The sequence below is a fragment of the Mucilaginibacter sp. HD30 genome (assembly GCF_054061755.1).
Genome location: NZ_JBSSEO010000001.1, coordinates 2,277,808 through 2,293,427, shown reverse-complemented (window position 1 = coordinate 2,293,427; position 15,620 = coordinate 2,277,808). Strand labels below are relative to the sequence as shown.

Annotated in this window: 15 protein-coding genes; 6 read left to right on the top strand and 9 right to left on the bottom strand. The window is 41.8% G+C overall.

All coding sequences use genetic code 11. From position 1 onward, the window contains the following. Positions 1 to 12: 12 nt before the first annotated feature. Positions 13 to 1,476, bottom strand: a complete 1,464-nt coding sequence (locus tag ACVW2L_RS11010) for an MFS transporter (protein ID WP_457128017.1) — start codon at positions 1,474 to 1,476, stop codon at positions 13 to 15. 174 nt (positions 1,477 to 1,650) lie between these two features. Between ACVW2L_RS11010 and ACVW2L_RS11005 the strand changes: the two genes are divergently transcribed. Both ACVW2L_RS11005 and ACVW2L_RS11000 read left to right on the top strand, forming a co-directional pair. Next, positions 1,651 to 2,361 (top strand): LysE family translocator, encoded by a 711-nt coding sequence (locus tag ACVW2L_RS11005; RefSeq protein ID WP_457128016.1) that lies wholly within the window; start codon positions 1,651 to 1,653, stop codon positions 2,359 to 2,361. Positions 2,362 to 2,486: 125 nt separating this feature from the next. Continuing rightward, complete coding sequence (locus tag ACVW2L_RS11000) at positions 2,487 to 3,212, top strand: YqjF family protein (protein WP_457128015.1); 726 nt, start codon at positions 2,487 to 2,489, stop codon at positions 3,210 to 3,212. A 223-nt stretch (positions 3,213 to 3,435) separates the two neighbouring features. Here ACVW2L_RS11000 and ACVW2L_RS10995 read toward each other — a convergent pair whose 3' ends face one another. Then, complete coding sequence (locus ACVW2L_RS10995; RefSeq protein WP_457128014.1) at positions 3,436 to 4,698, bottom strand: anthranilate synthase component I family protein; 1,263 nt, start codon at positions 4,696 to 4,698, stop codon at positions 3,436 to 3,438. Positions 4,699 to 4,828: 130 nt separating this feature from the next. Between ACVW2L_RS10995 and ACVW2L_RS10990 the strand changes: the two genes are divergently transcribed. After that, a complete protein-coding gene (locus ACVW2L_RS10990) occupies positions 4,829 to 5,305 on the top strand; it encodes a DUF4920 domain-containing protein (RefSeq protein ID WP_457128013.1) in 477 nt (158 codons plus the stop codon). Positions 5,306 to 5,459: 154 nt separating this feature from the next. Here the strand turns inward: ACVW2L_RS10990 and ACVW2L_RS10985 are convergent, their stop codons facing one another. The 3 genes from ACVW2L_RS10985 to ACVW2L_RS10975 form a co-directional block, all read right to left on the bottom strand. Further along, a complete protein-coding gene (locus ACVW2L_RS10985; protein WP_457128012.1) occupies positions 5,460 to 6,737 on the bottom strand; it encodes an adenylosuccinate synthase in 1,278 nt (425 codons plus the stop codon). A gap of 35 nt (positions 6,738 to 6,772) precedes the next feature. Beyond that, complete coding sequence (locus ACVW2L_RS10980; protein WP_457128011.1) at positions 6,773 to 7,240, bottom strand: Fur family transcriptional regulator; 468 nt, start codon at positions 7,238 to 7,240, stop codon at positions 6,773 to 6,775. A 109-nt stretch (positions 7,241 to 7,349) separates the two neighbouring features. Continuing rightward, positions 7,350 to 9,572, bottom strand: a complete 2,223-nt coding sequence (locus ACVW2L_RS10975) for a RelA/SpoT family protein (RefSeq protein WP_457128010.1) — start codon at positions 9,570 to 9,572, stop codon at positions 7,350 to 7,352. Between the two features lie 107 nt (positions 9,573 to 9,679). Here ACVW2L_RS10975 and ACVW2L_RS10970 point away from each other — a divergent pair, with 107 nt between their 5' ends. The 3 genes from ACVW2L_RS10970 to bshB1 are packed head-to-tail and all read left to right on the top strand — an operon-like array spanning position 9,680 to position 11,522. Then, on the top strand, positions 9,680 to 10,291 hold the full coding sequence (locus ACVW2L_RS10970; protein WP_457128009.1) for a DUF4294 domain-containing protein: 612 nt from the start codon (positions 9,680 to 9,682) through the stop codon (positions 10,289 to 10,291). 3 nt (positions 10,292 to 10,294) lie between these two features. After that, on the top strand, positions 10,295 to 10,792 hold the full coding sequence (locus ACVW2L_RS10965) for a glutathione peroxidase (protein WP_457128008.1): 498 nt from the start codon (positions 10,295 to 10,297) through the stop codon (positions 10,790 to 10,792). Between the two features lie 4 nt (positions 10,793 to 10,796). Then, positions 10,797 to 11,522 carry a bacillithiol biosynthesis deacetylase BshB1 gene (gene bshB1, locus ACVW2L_RS10960; RefSeq protein WP_457128007.1) on the top strand — a complete coding sequence of 242 codons (726 nt, stop codon included), beginning with the start codon at positions 10,797 to 10,799 and terminating at the stop codon, positions 11,520 to 11,522. 4 nt (positions 11,523 to 11,526) lie between these two features. Here the strand turns inward: bshB1 and ACVW2L_RS10955 are convergent, their stop codons facing one another. The 4 genes from ACVW2L_RS10955 to ACVW2L_RS10940 form a co-directional block, all read right to left on the bottom strand. After that, entirely contained in the window at positions 11,527 to 11,955 is a 429-nt protein-coding gene (locus ACVW2L_RS10955) for a hypothetical protein (protein WP_457128006.1), read from the bottom strand. 183 nt (positions 11,956 to 12,138) lie between these two features. Then, complete coding sequence (lat, locus tag ACVW2L_RS10950; protein WP_457128005.1) at positions 12,139 to 13,470, bottom strand: L-lysine 6-transaminase; 1,332 nt, start codon at positions 13,468 to 13,470, stop codon at positions 12,139 to 12,141. A 176-nt stretch (positions 13,471 to 13,646) separates the two neighbouring features. Next, the gene (locus ACVW2L_RS10945) at positions 13,647 to 14,534 is read right to left on the bottom strand and encodes a 1-aminocyclopropane-1-carboxylate deaminase/D-cysteine desulfhydrase (protein ID WP_457128004.1); all 888 of its coding nucleotides are present in this window, start codon (positions 14,532 to 14,534) and stop codon (positions 13,647 to 13,649) included. 9 nt (positions 14,535 to 14,543) lie between these two features. Beyond that, on the bottom strand, positions 14,544 to 15,581 hold the full coding sequence (locus tag ACVW2L_RS10940; RefSeq protein WP_457128003.1) for a DUF6588 family protein: 1,038 nt from the start codon (positions 15,579 to 15,581) through the stop codon (positions 14,544 to 14,546). Positions 15,582 to 15,620 lie beyond the last annotated feature (39 nt).

Genomic DNA, 15,620 nt, shown 5'->3' with positions numbered 1-15,620 from the left:
ATGGTTTGCTGATTAATGAGCCGCCTTTACAGGTGCGTCCTCAAAATCAATTCCCTGCGCCTTCAAGATAGTTTTGGCTTTAATAGCGTAAAAAGCAAGATAAGCAAAGCAAGCCACTCCAACCAGATATGACCATTGTATGCCCAACAGCGCATCACCAGCTAAAAAGCCCTGTAATAGACTAATAAAGCCGCCACCCATTATCATCATAATAAGGTAGCCCGAGCCCTGATTGGCATGTTTGCCAAGGCCCGCAATTGCAAGGGCATAAATACAGGGCCATAAGGTAGAGCAGAAAAGGCCCACGCTTATTAAAGCATAAGCGCTGAGCATGCTGGTGGTTGTCATCCCTATAAATAAGGCTACAATAGCCAATGAAGAAAAAATTAAAAGCTGCTTTGCGGGGTTGCCTTTACTTAGCAGCTCGGCAATTATTAGTACTATTATAGCAAAACCGTAAACGTAAAACGGGGTAACATCATGGTTAGCTAATTTGCTTATTAACAGAAAAAGCCCAAAAGCTGCGTAAGGCACCACCACGTTCATTACTTTTTTGGCCACGCCCGTAAAGTTAAAAACAGCAATTGACGCTGTCCAGCGGCCAACCATCAAACTGGCCCAATATAATGATACATATGGCGCGCTGTTGGCTGTTGCCACCCCCAGTTTTTTAAGCATGTATTCGGGCAAATTGCTGGCGGTTGAAACTTCAACACCCACATAAACAAATATGGCTATCATGCCCAATACCAATTGCTGGTAACTCAGGGCGCTTTTTTTCTTAACACTTTTGGTTAATTGCGAAACATCCGCTGCTTCGGCTTCGGCCTCTGCTTCAATACGGTCGGGTATTGATGAGAATTTAAAAATAACGGCAACCAATAAAAATGCAGCTCCCAATATAAGGTACGGAAATTTTACTGCACTAATGCTGGCCTCGCTTGAACTTGCATTTACGCTGCCAAAAATAGCCAGGCTTACCAACACCGGCCCTATGGTACCACCCACGTTGTTTACGCCGCCCGCCAGGCTAAGTCGTTGTGCGCCTGTCTTCGGATCGCCCAAGGCAATAGCCAGCGCGTTGGCCGCAATTTGCTGGAGTGAAAAGCCCAAACCAACGATGAACAAGCCGGTTATCATGATGAGGAACGAAGCGGTTTCTGCGGCAGGATAAAACAACAGCGTACCCAAGGCAGAGATAACTAAACCCAAAGCAATACCGTTTTTGTAACCTATTCTATTCAGAATGTCGCCTTTAATGCCGCTTGAAATGATGGCGTAAATTATGGAACCAACTGTGTAAGCCACATAAAACGCGAATGAGATCATTTGCGATTGCCATTGCTCCAGTTGTAGCTTTTCTTTAAAAACCGGTATCAATATGTCATTACTTGCTGCAACAAATCCCCAGAAAAAAAATACCGTAATGAGGGTATACAGCGCCGATTTATAATTTTTTGACTTGTTTTGATCCATTTTTTGTTGCGGATATTAAGTTGGGATTCAAACACTAACATAAACCATTTTTTATAATTACGGCTATACTTTTTTAATTATACACACATTAGTTACCACATATAGGTATTTAAAGTTTGGTTGTTTATGATATAAGACAGATATTCGCGTTCTTCATTAAATTAAACCTAATAAATGATAGAGGCTGTTATTTCGGGGATAGGGATTGGAATAGTGTTGACGTTTTTAACCGGCCCGGTTTTTTTTGCGTTGATAAAAACCAGTATTGAACGGGGCTTTCATGCCGGTATCTACATGGCCCTGGGTGTTGTATGCAGCGATATTGTGTTTGTAGGAGCTATTTTGTTTGGCTCGCAGCTGTTTGATGTATCGGCCCAAACCAAAACCGTGGCAGGTGTTGTAGGCAGCATTATACTGTTTGTGGTTGGCATACGTTACATTATAAAAAAGGTAAAGATAAATTACAGCAATGATCAGCCCACCGGCTTAAAGCGCTACGGCTACTTTTTAAAAGGCTTTTTAATGTGTATTTTTAATCCTACGCTGTTGTTCCATTGGATAACGGTTATAGGTACAGCCAGTACAATTTTTCGTGCTGATGACAGCAGCCGCGGATTTAAAATTGCTGTAATGTTTTTAACCGTACTGGTGGTTCAGTTTGGGTTGGATACCACCAAAGCATTTTATGCTAACAAACTGCGGGATAAAGTATCGCCAAAATTAGTGCACCGCCTTAACCAGGTTGCCGGCGTGGCGCTTATTATCGCTTCGTTGGTTTTGGTTGATAAACTGGTTACACACTACATTTTTTCGGCCCCGCCCACACAGGCAAAAACTGCATCGGGCCGGCATCGTTCTTTTGCAGAGATCAAGGCGCTTTGGTAGCACCGTAAATCCAATTAAGTTTACTTCATACTCTCCCCTGGTTCTGTTTTTTTGATCTTTGCGCCCAATGGTTGTTTTATCACAAAGGCCGCTATGCTAATGCGCAAAATCAGCTCATCTACATCATGCCAAAATCTACTTTTTTAACCGCTAACTGGCTCAACCTTATCATGCTTAACTATGAGGTTGACCCCACCTTACTAAAACCTTATATCCCCGCCGGTACAGAGCTTGATCTTTGGGAGGGCAAGGCGCTGGTAAGCATGGTCGGTTTTTTATTTCATGACACCCGTGTGCTGGGCGTACACTGGCCATTTCATGTAAATTTTGAAGAAGTTAATCTGCGTTTTTATGTGCGTTATTTTGATGGTAAGATATGGAAACGCGGCGCAGTTTTTATAAGCGAGCTTGTTCCTAAACATGCCATAGCCTTAATTGCTAATAAATTATACCGCGAGCATTACCGCGCCCTGCCTATGCGCCATGCTATAAAACCGTTAAGCGAGGATAAAACCCAATATTTATACGAATGGAAGCTTAAAGGGCGCTGGAATAAATTAGGCGCAACCGTGAGCAATGAACCGGTTGACATTGTACCAGGCAGCGCAGAGGAGTTTATTTTTGAACATTATTGGGGATATAACATTTGGGATGTAAAAACTACCATGCAATACGAAGTGGAGCACCCGTCGTGGCAAACCCGCCGCGTTACTGATTATGTTTTTGATGCAGATGCTGCGGCCATTTACGGAGATGCTTTTGTGCCGTATTTACAGGGCAAACCGGCTTCTGCATTTTTTGCAAATGGCTCGGCCATTGGGGTTAGGATGGGAGAGAAGATAAGAATTTAATGTATTGTTTACTGTCCCACTTCTTGGTCAAAAAAAACAGCTATTTGCAACGTGTTGATACTTAAACTATTATATGCTATCTACAGCTAATTTTCCTGACTTATAAGTAGTCCCATTTTGTCCCAACTACAAAGTGCAAACTGCTTACTGCCAACTGCTTACTAAAAAAGGCGTCCCATCCCGGCTCATTTTGTCTCACACGCGTATGGGACACGCAGGTTGTTTACTTGTTCCCTAAAACCTGTAAAACAGCTTTGGCTTTAAGCAGGCACTCCTGGTATTCCTGCTCCGCATCGGCATGGTAAGTAATAGCGCTGCCGGCCTGGAAAGATAGGTAACGCGTTTCTGCATTATAAAGCAAGGTCCGTATCACCACATTAAAGTCAAAATCATCATCCGGACTGAAGTACCCAATGGCACCCGAGTAAAGGCCGCGTTTGCTGCGTTCGTATTCCTCCATCAGCTGCATGGCGCGTATTTTAGGCGCACCCGTCATGCTACCCATCGGGAAGGTATTACGCACCGCCTCAACAGCCAATACATCCTCCCGCAGTTGACAAACCACGGTTGATATCATTTGATGAACCTGCATAAAGCTGTATATGCCAAACAGCTCCTCGGTTTTAACAGTGCCGGGCTTAGCAGATTTGGTAAGATCATTGCGCACCAGGTCAACTATCATAACGTTTTCCTGCTGTTCCTTGGTGTGGTTGCGTAGCTGTAGCTTTATGGCTTCATCCTCCTCTGCAGTGTTGCCACGGGGCGCTGTTCCCTTTATAGGCTGAGATATAAGTGTGCTGCTACGCTTAGCCATAAAACGCTCCGGCGAGGCGCAAAGCGCATAGTTATTGTTCCACTTATAAAATGCCCCAAAAGGTTTGGGCGATGTGCGGGTGAGCTCCAGAAAGACGGCAACCGGATCGATTTTAGCATCATCAGCATAAAACTCCTGGCAGAAGTTGGTAACATAGATATCGCCTCGGGTAATGTGCTCCTTTATCTTGCCGGCTGCGCTTAAATACTGCTCCCTGCTAAACCGTTGCTTAAGTGTAACCGGTGCAATGGGCTTAACTTCTGTAATCTGATCTTCAATATCTTTTAATAGTTGTTCAGGATCATCTGAAATGATCTCAGCCTCATTACCACGGATGATGATAAGGTGCAGGGGCGCGAAAAAGTGCAGGTCAGGAAATTGGAGATGGTCGGGATTGGAAGAAGTAAGGTTCTCCACTTCATTCTTAAGGTCGTAACTCAAAAAGCCGGTTATCCAACCGGGATGCTTATTGCGGAATTTCACAAGGTCATTAAAAGCAGACCCGGCGTTGGTGATGATCTGGTGCTTAACACCAATGGCTATCAATGTATCAAATTTTGAATAAGGGTCTTTAAAATCGTTGGAGTCAAGATAACAAACCACGTCAAATGTCGAGGCCCAATGCAGGGCTTTCTTCTTGAAAATTCCGGTATCCTTTAATAGTTTTACCACCCCGTAAAAATAGCCATCTCCAAGCAAAAGGTTTGCAACCGGGCTGTAAATATCCGGGACTTGTAATTGTTTGGTAATTACCCTTATCTTTGCCTAAACTGATTTTATTATCCTTATAAAAATAATTGCAATGAAAAAACTGTTCATTTTAGCACTATGTCTTGCATTTGGCGGCTTTACTTACGCGCAAACAGATGCTCCTAAACCTGCTGCTCCGGGTGTAACTTACGGCAAAGGCACTACTGCCGACAAAGCGGTTACTACTTTAGCCCTTTCATCTGCGCTTAACACTACCCCCATTTTTAAAGGTAAAGTAACGGGTAAAGTTGTAGAAGTTTGTAAAGTTAAAGGATGCTTTATGCGATTAGCTAAAGATGATGGCAGCACCGTTGTTGTTCAATTTACTGATTACGGTTATTTTATGCCACAAAATATTGTTGGTAAAACCGTAGTAGTTGAAGGCGAAGCTGTTTTAAAAGAAACTTCAGTTAAAGACCTGAAACACCTTGCATCTGATGCAGGTAAATCAAAAGAAGAGATAGCAGCCATAAATGCACCCAAAAAGGACATTTCTGTTATGGCAGATGGCGTTTTGGTAGTTGACTAAATTGAAAGATTAGTGATTGAAGCTTAGTGATAAATGATTGATTTAAAAAGATAATAAAAATAAAGCCCTTGCTGCGTTAGCAAGGGCTTTTTTTTATTATCAACACATACTATCTTTTAATCTTCAATACTGATCTAATTAATTAGTTACCACCTTAGTGCAACACTAAAGTTTGTTTTCTATCGGGCCCTACCGAAAGATATTTAATTGGAACACCAAGTTCTTTTTCAAGATAATCAATGTATGACTGTAACCTTGCCGGTATTTCTGACAGCTCAGTTATGCCGGTCAGATCTTCGTTCCATCCGTCAATTTCCTTTAATACGGGCTCAGCATCAACCGAACAGATATCATAAGGCATATAGTCTATCTTTTCGCCTAAATAATTATAGTGAGTACAGGCGTATATTTTGTCAAATCCACTTAATACATCAGCTTTGGTCATAACCATTTGGGTAACGCCGTTCAGCATAATAGCATATTTTAAAGCAGGTAGATCTATCCAGCCGGTACGGCGTGGTCTGCCTGTTGTGGCACCAAACTCATGCCCAATACGACGCAGCTCTTCGCCGGTTTCATCATTCAACTCAGTAGGGAAGGGGCCACCGCCTACACGAGTGCAATAAGCTTTAAAAATGCCGATCACATCGCCAATGGTTGATGGTGCTATACCTAAGCCGGTACAGGCCCCGGCAGTAGTTGTGTTTGATGAAGTTACAAACGGGTAAGAACCGAAGTCTATATCCAGCATAGCGCCTTGGGCGCCCTCTGCCAAAACCTTTTTGCCTTCTCTAATATAGTTGTTAACTAAATGCTCAGAATCAACCAACGGGAATTGTTTGATCAGCTCAATGGCTTCAAAAAATGCTTGTTCGCGTTCGCTGAAATCGGCAACATCCCCATACAAAGCCTGTAGCATTGATGTATGTTTATCAACCAATTTCTGGTAACGTTCTTTAAAATCAGGCAAAGTAATATCGCCAATGCGTAAACCATTCCTACCGGTTTTATCCATGTAGGTAGGGCCAATGCCTTTTAACGTAGAACCTATCTTGCCATCACCCATGCGTTTTTCATTAGCGGCATCAAGCAACTGGTGAGTTGGCAATATAAGATGGGCTTTTTTCGCTATAACCAGGTTCTTTTTGGCAAGCAGGTCATGGCCGGCATCTTTTAATTTATCTAATTCCTTTTTTAAGGTGATAGGGTCAATAACAACGCCATTACCAATTAGGTTAAGCGTGTTGGCAAAGAATATTCCGGAAGGGATAGTATTCAGTACAAATTTCTTTCCGTCAAACTCTAAAGTGTGCCCTGCATTAGGGCCGCCCTGAAAACGGGCAATCAGGTCGTAACCTGCACTTAATACGTCAACAATCTTTCCTTTACCTTCGTCGCCCCATTGGAGGCCTAATAATACGTCAACAGCCATTATGAAATTATAGTGTTATATTAAAGGTCGCAAAGTTAATTTTTTCTGTCACAGAAACCTTCTCTAAGTTTTACACAATTTCCATAAAGATTTAAAGAGTGATGTTTGATCTCGAATTTAAGTAATTCACCCATCATGCTTTGAATCTGCTGAATGCGTGGGTCGCAAAACTCAACCACTTTACCGCAGTCTATACATATTATATGGTCGTGCTGGCGGTATCCGTATGATTTTTCAAACTGCGCCATGTTCTTACCAAACTGGTGCTTAGTAACCAGATCGCAAGATACCAGCAGCTCCAAAGTATTATAAACCGTAGCACGACTTACACGATACTTTTTGTTTTTCATGTGGATGTACAATGACTCCACATCAAAGTGATCGCTACGCGAATAGATTTCTTCTAAAATAGCAAAGCGTTCGGGCGTTTTGCGCAAACTTTTATTTTCAAGGTAAGCCTCAAAAATCTTTTTTACCATTGCTATGGTTTCCTGTTGGGGCATAGTGTTTTATTAAAGAGTCAAAGTTATCAATTATTGTTGATTAAGTTTATTGACTTGATTAAGTTGAATTCAAACAAGTCACCAAATCAACTGCTCACTAAATCAACCATTAAGAAGCCTTCTCAATCGCTGTATCAAAGCGACTCACGGTGTTAACTCCGTTTACCATTTTAAGCTTCTTTATCAGGTTGTCTAAATGTTCGGTATCATTAACATAAACCATAATTGAGCCTTCAAATATACCATTATCGCTATCAACGGTTATAGAACGCATATTCACTTTAAAGTCATTTGATATTACAGTGGTGATCTTGTTAATTAATCCAACATCGTCAATTCCCGTAATGCGTAAACCGGTTAAAAATGCCAGCTCCTGTTGATTTGTCCATTTTGCTTTAACAATGCGGTAGCCGTAATTTGCCATTAATTTCGCCGCATTAGGGCAGTTGGTGCGATGTATTTTTATGCCATCGCTTACGGTAATAAATCCAAATACATCATCGCCCGGTATGGGGTTACAACAGGCGGCCAGTTTATAGTCAATCTTCTGCATATCCTCGCCAATAAGCAGCATGTCGCTGTCTTTGGTCTTGATATTTCTAAGCAGCGTATGCACCTGCTCTGTATCTATCTTCTCCTGCGGTTTGTTTTCAATAACTTTTTCAGATAGCTGGTATTCCCGCAGATCCTTAATATCGATCAATCCTTTCGCAACATTGAAGAACAAATCCTGCGTAGACGATAACTTAAAGTAAAAACTCAGCTTATGCAGGTTTTCTGAGTTGTAGGTTATCTTGAGCGATTTCATTTTTCGCTCCAATATTTCCTTTCCATCTTCGGCAACTTTGCGTTTTTCTTCTTTTAATGCCGATTTTATTTTTGATTTTGCCTTGGCTGTAACTACAAAATTCAGCCAATCTTCTTTAGGTATTTGTTTACTCGAGGTGATGATCTCCACCTGGTCGCCATTTTGAAGCTTGTAGCTTAATGGTACCAGTTTATGGTTTACTTTAGCACCTATACAACTGGCGCCAACATCAGTGTGTATTTCAAAGGCAAAATCAAGGGCCGTAGCATTTAACGGCAGTTGTATAAGTGCTCCTTTCGGCGTGAAAATGAAGATCTCGTCAGAAAAGAGATTCATTTTAAAATCATCTAAGAACTCCAGTGCATTCGCATCAGGGTTTTTTAGCATTTCGCGCACTTTGCTCACCCACAGATCCAATCCGCTATCGGTTGATGCCTCTTTGTATTTCCAATGCGCTGCAAAACCCTTTTCGGCAATTTCGTTCATACGTTTGGTACGGATCTGCACTTCAACCCATTGCCCGCGCGGGCCCATTACGGTAGTGTGCAGAGACTCGTATCCATTTGCCTTTGGCGATGAAATCCAGTCGCGCAGCCTGTCCGGATTAGGTCTGTAAAGATCCGTGACAATAGAATATGCTTTCCAGCAATCGGCCTTTTCATTTTCGGGTGTGCTGTCCAATATAATTCTAATAGCAAAAAGATCATACACCTCCTCAAACGGCACAGCCTTTTTCTTCATCTTATTCCAGATGGAGTGGATGGATTTTGGCCGACCGAACAGATCGCCATCCAAACCCTGGCTTTCCAGTGTCTTTTTTACCGGCTCAATAAAATCGCGGATAAACCGCTCACGTTCAGTTTTTTTCTCGTTGAGTTTGTTTTTGATGAACTGGTAGGTTTCGCGCTCCATGTATTTCATGGAAAGGTCTTCCAGTTCAGACTTTATGGCATACAGGCCCAAACGGTGCGCAAGCGGCGCATACAGGTATATAGTTTCTGATGATAGTTTAAGCTGCTTATCGCGCGGCATAAACTCCATTGTGCGCATATTGTGCAGCCTGTCGGCTAACTTGATCAATATCACCCTAACATCATCTGCAAGGGTGAGCAGCATTTTCCTAAAGTTCTCGGCCTGTAAAGAGCTGTTGGTGTCAAAAACACCTGATATTTTGGTGAGGCCGTCAATAATTTTGGCTACCTTTTTACCAAACTCATTCTCTATTTCATCAAGTGTTATGTCAGTATCTTCTACAACGTCGTGCAGTAGCGCACATACTATAGAGGTAGTGCCGAGGCCAATTTCTTCGGCAGCTATCTGGGCTACTGCTATAGGATGGTAAATATAAGGTTCGCCGGATTTGCGGCGCATATCTTTATGGCTCTCCAAAGCCATATCAAAAGCCTTGCGTATCATGCGTTTATCACCCTTTTGTAAGGTAGATTTACTTGCACGCAGCAAGGTTCGATACCTTTTTAGTATCTCGGTTTTTTCCGCTTCAATGTCTATCACTAATTCTTTCATACCGCGGTTATAAATTTAATCATCACAGGTTTGCAATAAACATTTTATTTGCCGTAATTTATAAAATACAGAAAAAAATTGCTTTAATTTTGCAGAGAAGTAAAATTATGAAATTTCTTGGTCTTATTATAGTCTGCTGTTGCATGGCCGGTGTTGTAAAAGCACAGGACACTGCGCCGTATCCGGCCCTTGGCAAAAATGACACTATAAGGACCTATTCTGTTGAATATGAAGGTCAACGTATCCCATGGCTAGTGGCGCCGGAAGTACACATAGTAGACGTGCGTATTTTCAGAACGCAGGCCGACCGTGACGCTTATCGCCGTTTAAAATACAACGTTCATAAGGTTATCCCCTATGCTCGTTTTGCCGGAGAAAGATACAGGCAGTTAGAACGCGACTTGGCCCTTACTGCCGACAAAAGAAAACAGAAGGCTTTGGTAAAAGCTTGCGAGCTGCAAATAAAGGACATGTTTAAAAAGGAAATTGAAAATCTTACCGTTACCCAGGGCGAGATTTTGATAAAGTTAATTGATCGCGAGACCAATAATACTACCTATACCCTCGTTAAAGAACTAAAGGGGGGCTTTAATGCATTTCTGCTTCAATCAGCAGCGCGTATATTTGGCCATAACCTAAAAGAAGAATACGACAGGGACGAACAGCGCGATATTGAATATGTACTGCAGCAGGCGGGATATGATTCGTATAAATATTAATTAATGACTGATAATACCATCTACAGGTTTAACGCACCCATGTTAAACGGACTGGAAGAGAGTTTGAGCGCCTATAAAAATAAAGTGCTTTTAATAGTTAATACTGCCTCGCAATGTGGTTTTACCCCTCAAATGAACGATCTGGTAGCGCTGAAAAATGAGTTTGCAGGCTTGGATTTTGAAATACTTGCTTTTCCTTCCAACGATTTTGGCGGCCAGGAACCTCTGGAAGGTGCCGGTATAATTCAGTTTTGCGAGAACTATGGGGCAAATTTCCATGTTTTTGATAAGATAAGAGTAAGAGGGCCTTATGCACATCCTCTTTATAAGTTTTTTGCTGATAAAAAACAAAACGGTGTACTGTCATCAGTTCCACGCTGGAACTTCCATAAGTTTTTGGTTAACCGCCTCGGTATTGTAACAGATTTTTTTTATCCATTTACCAAGCCTACCTCATCAAAGATCAGGAAAAGAGTAGGCCGCCTGGTGAACGAAATTTAACCCCATGCAAAAATTAGATATACTGGTGCTCTCTGTACACCCGGACGATGCCGAGTTAGGTTGTGCAGGCACCCTGCTTAAACATATTGCCGACGGAAAGAAAGTAGGTATAGTGGACCTTACCCGCGGCGAATTAGGTACCCGCGGATCGGTTGAGATACGCGCTGCAGAAGCCGCCGCTTCTGCAGCTATTTTGGGCCTTCATGCCCGGGAGAATTTGGGCCTACCGGATGGGTTTTTTCAAAACACGAAGGAGTATCAATTGAAGGTTATTGAGGCTATACGTAAATATCAACCCGAAATAATTATTGGTAATGCTAGACACGACAGACATCCCGACCATGGACGAGCTTACGAATTAATTGACACGGCTTGTTTTTTATCGGGCCTGCGCAAGATTGAAACCTATAGCAACGGAGAGTTACAACAACCCTGGCGACCTAATATTTTGTTGAACTTTATACAGGACGAGTATATTGAGCCTGATATATTGGTTGACGTTACTGAACACTGGGAGAAAAAAATAGCAAGTGTTAAAGCCTTTGGTTCGCAGTTTTATAATCCTGATTGGAACGAGGGTGAGCCGCAAACCTATATTTCATCGCCTGGGTTTATTGAAGGTATTGAGGGGCGCGCGCGCGAATTTGGAAAAATTATAGGCGTAACCTACGCAGAAGGATTTACTTCGCGCAGGGTATTAGGGGTTGATAACTTGTTTAACCTTAAATAATAGCTTATACCTTAACATATTCAAACCTGTTATTTTCATCGTTACGTTGCCGTATTAACTTATTCTCATTAGACAACTTCAGCAAAATACCCGATAGTTCAGACGTTTTGAAATCGGAGTTGAATTTGTTTTTGCAATATTCTGCAATGGACGATATGGAATGCGGAGTTTTGAAAAAGTCTGTGCCCAATAACTGATTTAATACCTTTGTTGCACCGGGCTTTTTTCGCGATGCAACGTTATTTTGAGGGGCGGCATCGGTCTTTTTTTTGTGAAATATTTCGCCATTTTCTCCTTCGTTTTTTTCAAATTCTATCATGGCGTCTAATAACTTGTCCACAACTTTCACTTGTACGGCTTCGGATTTGAATGCATTAACAACCTCGGATATTTCAATAAGTTGTTTTTTTAGTTTTTCTATAGGCTTGCTCATATAAAATAACAATTTTTAGATAAAATTATTCTATGGCTAACAGGCTTATATTAGGGGGGGCGTACCTGCTAAAAAGAATTCATGATATAGATGTATACAAACATACGCTATAGGTATTTAAAATAGAAAGCAAGCATATTATTCGCCTAAGAAATAAGTTGTTGTAGCAACATTATTACATTTTTATAACAATTGAAGTATTTCCTCCAAAATATTAAGGCCATCATCAATATTATTTTTTTCAATAATAAGTGCCGGCCTAAAGCGTACGGTATGTGGGCCACAACCCAAAAACATAACGTTTCTCTTCATTCCCTCGCTTATAAATTTATCACGACTGGGCTTGTCCGCAAAATCAAATGCTGTAAGTAACCCTTTTCCGCGCACATTGTTTATTTTTGAACTACGCTCAGCTATAGTAGCCAATTGTTGTTGTAGATACAGACCATTTTCAGCTGCTTTATTGCAAAGGTCGTCCTCCTCAATTATCTCTAATATTTTTGTGGAGCGCACCATATCAACCAAACTACCGCCCCAGGTGGAGTTAATGCGTGATGGTACGTTAAACACATTGTGCTCAACTTCATCAACACGCTTGCCGGCTAAAATACCGCATACCTGCATTTTTTTGCCAAAAGCAATAATATCCGGCCGTGCTTTTTCGCCAAAGTGTTCGTGGCACCAAAATTTACCGCTAAGGCCAACGCCTGTTTGTACCTCATCAAATATTAAAAGAGCATCATTCTCATCGGCTAGTATCCGTACCCGCTCCATAAATTCTTTGCGGGCATGGTTGTCGCCGCCTTCGGCTTGTACCGGCTCAACTATTATGGCGCATATATCATCCTTGTTATCTGCAAAGGCTTGCTTTATTTGCTGGATAGAATCGTTTTCTCTCTTCTCCAGATCTGCCAGGTTCTCGTCGGTGATAGGGAATTTTACAGCCGGAAACGATACCCGCGGCCAATCAAACTTGGCAAACCACTTGGTTTTAACGGGGAGCGTGTTGGTTAGACTTAACGTGTAACCCGTTCTGCCGTGAAATGCGTGCTCAAAGTGCAGGACCTTAAAACCTTTCTCGGTGGTATAACCCTTGGCGAAGTTTTTCTGCACTTTCCAGTCCATAGCGGTTTTAAGAGCATTCTCAATAGCTAAGCCACCCCCTGATATAAAAAACGCATGCGGCAAGTAATCCGGAATGCCCACCCGTTCAAAAGTTTCAACAAACTGCGCGTACTCGGTTGTATAAATGTCAGAGTTAGAGGGATTGGTCAACGCGGCCAGCATTAGGCTCTTTTTAAATTGCTCGTCGGCCAACATTTTTGGATGGTTATATCCTAATGGAACAGAAGCAAAGCAGGTAAAAAAGTCGAGAAGGGTTCTCTGGTTTTTCGAATCGCGTATGTAAACACCCTCGCTTTTTTCCATATCAAAGGTAAGGTCGTAACCATCGGCTAAAACGTGTTTTTTTAGCGATTCAATAACATTCTCAGGAGCGACAGATAGATTGTACATAGGTATATGCTTTTAACAAACTTACTAAAAGATGTGCAAAGTGATGATGAGCAGATTTGCGGATGTGCAAATCTGCAAAATGCTAAACTGGCTTAATTGAAGGTTTGACACGTGGAATTTTTTGACGGGTAAGGTCTTATTTAATAGAATCATTTGCACATCCGCACATTTGCATATCAAAATCTATTTTTCATCCCCAACAAACCCCATATCCCGCCACTATGAATGGCTAATATTTTGCTGCCTGGTTCAAAACTGCCCTTAGCCGCCATATCATAAATGGCGTACAGCATTTTACCGGTATAAATAGGATCAATCAATATACCTGTTTTAGCAACAAACGTTTTAATGAAGGCAATTAGTTCAGTGTTTACTTTTCCATATCCACCAAAATGGTAGCTGGTATGGAGCTGGTATTCTCGGGGTTGTAATAAAAGTATTCCTATATCGCCCGTTAAAAACTCACCGCCTTTTAAAACCGGGATGCAATGAATTTGGGTGTTTAACTGATGAACCTGTAAACCGTTGACGATACCTGCTGCCATAGTTCCGGTTCCGCAGGCGCAGAAAATATGGTCATATGTTTCGGGGAGTTCATCAATCAATTCACTGCAGCCTTTTGCTGCCTCGGGCGATGCTCCGCCTTCATCAATAAAGAAAGTATCGTCGTTATCAGCAAAATGTTGGTTAAACAAGGCATGTTTATCGCGGTAGCTGTCCCGGTCAACAAAAATTAAATTCATGCCATGCATCCGGCACATAAAAAGCATGTCGTTATCAACATCGTCTCCGCGTACGAAGCCGGTTGCTTTAAAACCAAATAGTGCAGCGGCACCAGCTGTAGCTAACAAATGATTGGAGAACGCGCCGCCAAATGTTACTAAATGAGTTTTATTTTGAGCCTGTGCTTTTTTGAGAAGGTATTTAAGCTTGCGCCATTTATTGCCTGATATAATGGGGTGGATCAGGTCATCACGCTTTATAAAAACAGACAAGCCCCGTTCATCAAAAAGTTTATCCTTTATTTGATGAACGGGGCTGTAAATATCCAGATCGATATTCATTAAAGGGTATTAAAAGCCAAGGCCGATACCACCGTTAACGGATTTGTATTGACCTAAACTACCAGATGCATAAATACGAAACACAGCAAGGTTTAACTGAAAGCCAAGATCGGCGCGTAAGCCACTTACGCTGGTTTGGCTGATATTAACGGGATCTGTAAGTGTGTTGTAGGTATAAATAATGCCGTTTGGCCCTGGACCGCCACCAGATCTAACCACATACTTACCTAACACACCAAAATCTGTTTTAGCAGTTTGATAGGCCACAGCAACGAACGGCGTAAAGAACAATAATTTTTTTGATAATATAGCCTGAACGTTAACGCCACTAAACTTGGCATCAACGCGCTGGTTGTTTGAAGCATTTGATGTGCCGTCTTCGTTATCAACATCCAATGTTTTTGAGTAGTTAATGCGGCTGTAGTTAACTGCTACAGCCAGATCAAACGGACTGGCTTTTACAAAATCTTTTATAATGTTGTGTTTCACACCCAAACCAAACATACTTACTTTACCTGCGTCATCACCTAATTTAATATCAGGAGTTATCCGAAAGGTAACATCGGTATTTTGTACCAAACCCACCGTAAGCTGAACAGTTGGCGCGGGTATAATATGAAATATACCTGCAGGCATTCTGAAGCTGCTAAGTGTTTGGCCAGTTCCATCCTTCACATTCATTAATGGTCCTTCTGTGTCTTTTCCACCAAAAGTTGGTGCAATAACATCACTGGGGTTTGCCGGAGTAATGCGTGTTAAACCAACTTTGGTTACATCAAAGCTTTTGTCGGCCGTTGGTACAAAAGCTCCGTTTGCAGTTATGCGTAAATCAAAATGTAAGAGTTTTTTTGTTGCCGCAGTATTATTCCAGCCACTGTTTAAACCTGTGCCGAAGCCTTTAAATAACGGGTTTGCGTAGTTTGTAAACAGAATTGTTGCGTCGGCAGCGTTTGATCTGATCAGTTCGTCAAAACCATCCTGTGCATTAGCTGTAAGCGAAACGGCGGTCAATAATATTGCCGCAATAAAGGAGTAAAGTTTTCTCATAATTGTGATTTAAAGTGAATTAGCGGCGTAAATGTAGTA